Genomic DNA, 1,029 nt, shown 5'->3' on the forward strand with positions numbered 1-1,029 from the left:
ACCCCCTGTTCCAGGTCATGCTGACCCTCCAGAACACCGCCCAGGCCGTCCTCGAACTCGACGGCGTGGACATCGAACTCGCCGCCACCGGCGACACTCCGGCCAAGTTCGACCTCGCCCTCGACCTGACCGAAACCTTCAACAGGGAAGGCGCCGCCGACGGCGTGAACGGCGCACTCACGTACGCCGCCGACCTCTTCCAGGAGACGACCGCTGCGGCGCTCGGTGCCCGCTTCGTGCGGGTACTGCAGACGGTCGTCGCCGACCCGGACGTACGCGTGCACCACGTCGACGTCATGGACACCACCGAACGCCACCAGGTCCTCACCACCTGGAACGACACCGCACACGAGGTCCCCGCCGGCACCGTCGTGGACCTCTTCCAGGCCCAGGCCGCCCGCACCCCCGACGCCATCGCCGTCATCGACGCCGAGGGCGCCGAGGTGTCGTACGCCGAACTCAACAAGCGCGCCAACCGCCTGGCCCGGCTGCTGACCGAGCACGGTGCCGGGCCCGAGGACCGCGTAGGCGTGCTCATGTCACGCTCCACCGGAATGGTAGAAGCCCTGCTCGCGGTCCTGAAGAGCGGCGCCGCCTACCTGCCCCTCGACCCGGAACTGCCCGCCGAGCGCATCGCCTACATGCTCGACGACGCCTGCCCGACCATCCTCCTGACCACCACCGAGCTGGTGGAGCAGGCACGGAAGCAGGATGAGCGGTTCGGAAGCGGTTCGGACTGTGCGTTGGTCGTCACCAACGATCCGGAGACAGCCGCTCACATGGCATCGCTCGACGGAGACGATGTCACCGACGCGGACCGGACGGCGCCATCGGAGCCCTCGCATCCGGCCTATGTGATCTACACCTCCGGCTCCACCGGCCGTCCCAAGGGCGTCGTCGTTCCGCACGCGGGCCTGGTGAACCGTCTCGCGTGGATGCAGGGCGAGTACGGGCTGGGCCCGGGTGACCGGGTGCTGCAGAAGACCCCCTTCGGCTTCGACGTGTCGGTGTGGGAGTTCTTCTGGCCCG

General features: G+C 68.9%; 1 protein-coding gene. It reads left to right on the forward strand.

The window, feature by feature from the left end:
- Positions 1–1,029, forward strand: a 1,029-nt coding sequence (locus LO771_RS29990; protein ID WP_230748310.1) for an AMP-binding protein, incomplete at both ends; no start/stop codon positions are given.

Origin of the sequence: Streptacidiphilus sp. ASG 303 (assembly GCF_020991365.1) — a bacterium.
Taxonomy (GTDB): Bacteria; Actinomycetota; Actinomycetes; order Streptomycetales; family Streptomycetaceae; genus Peterkaempfera.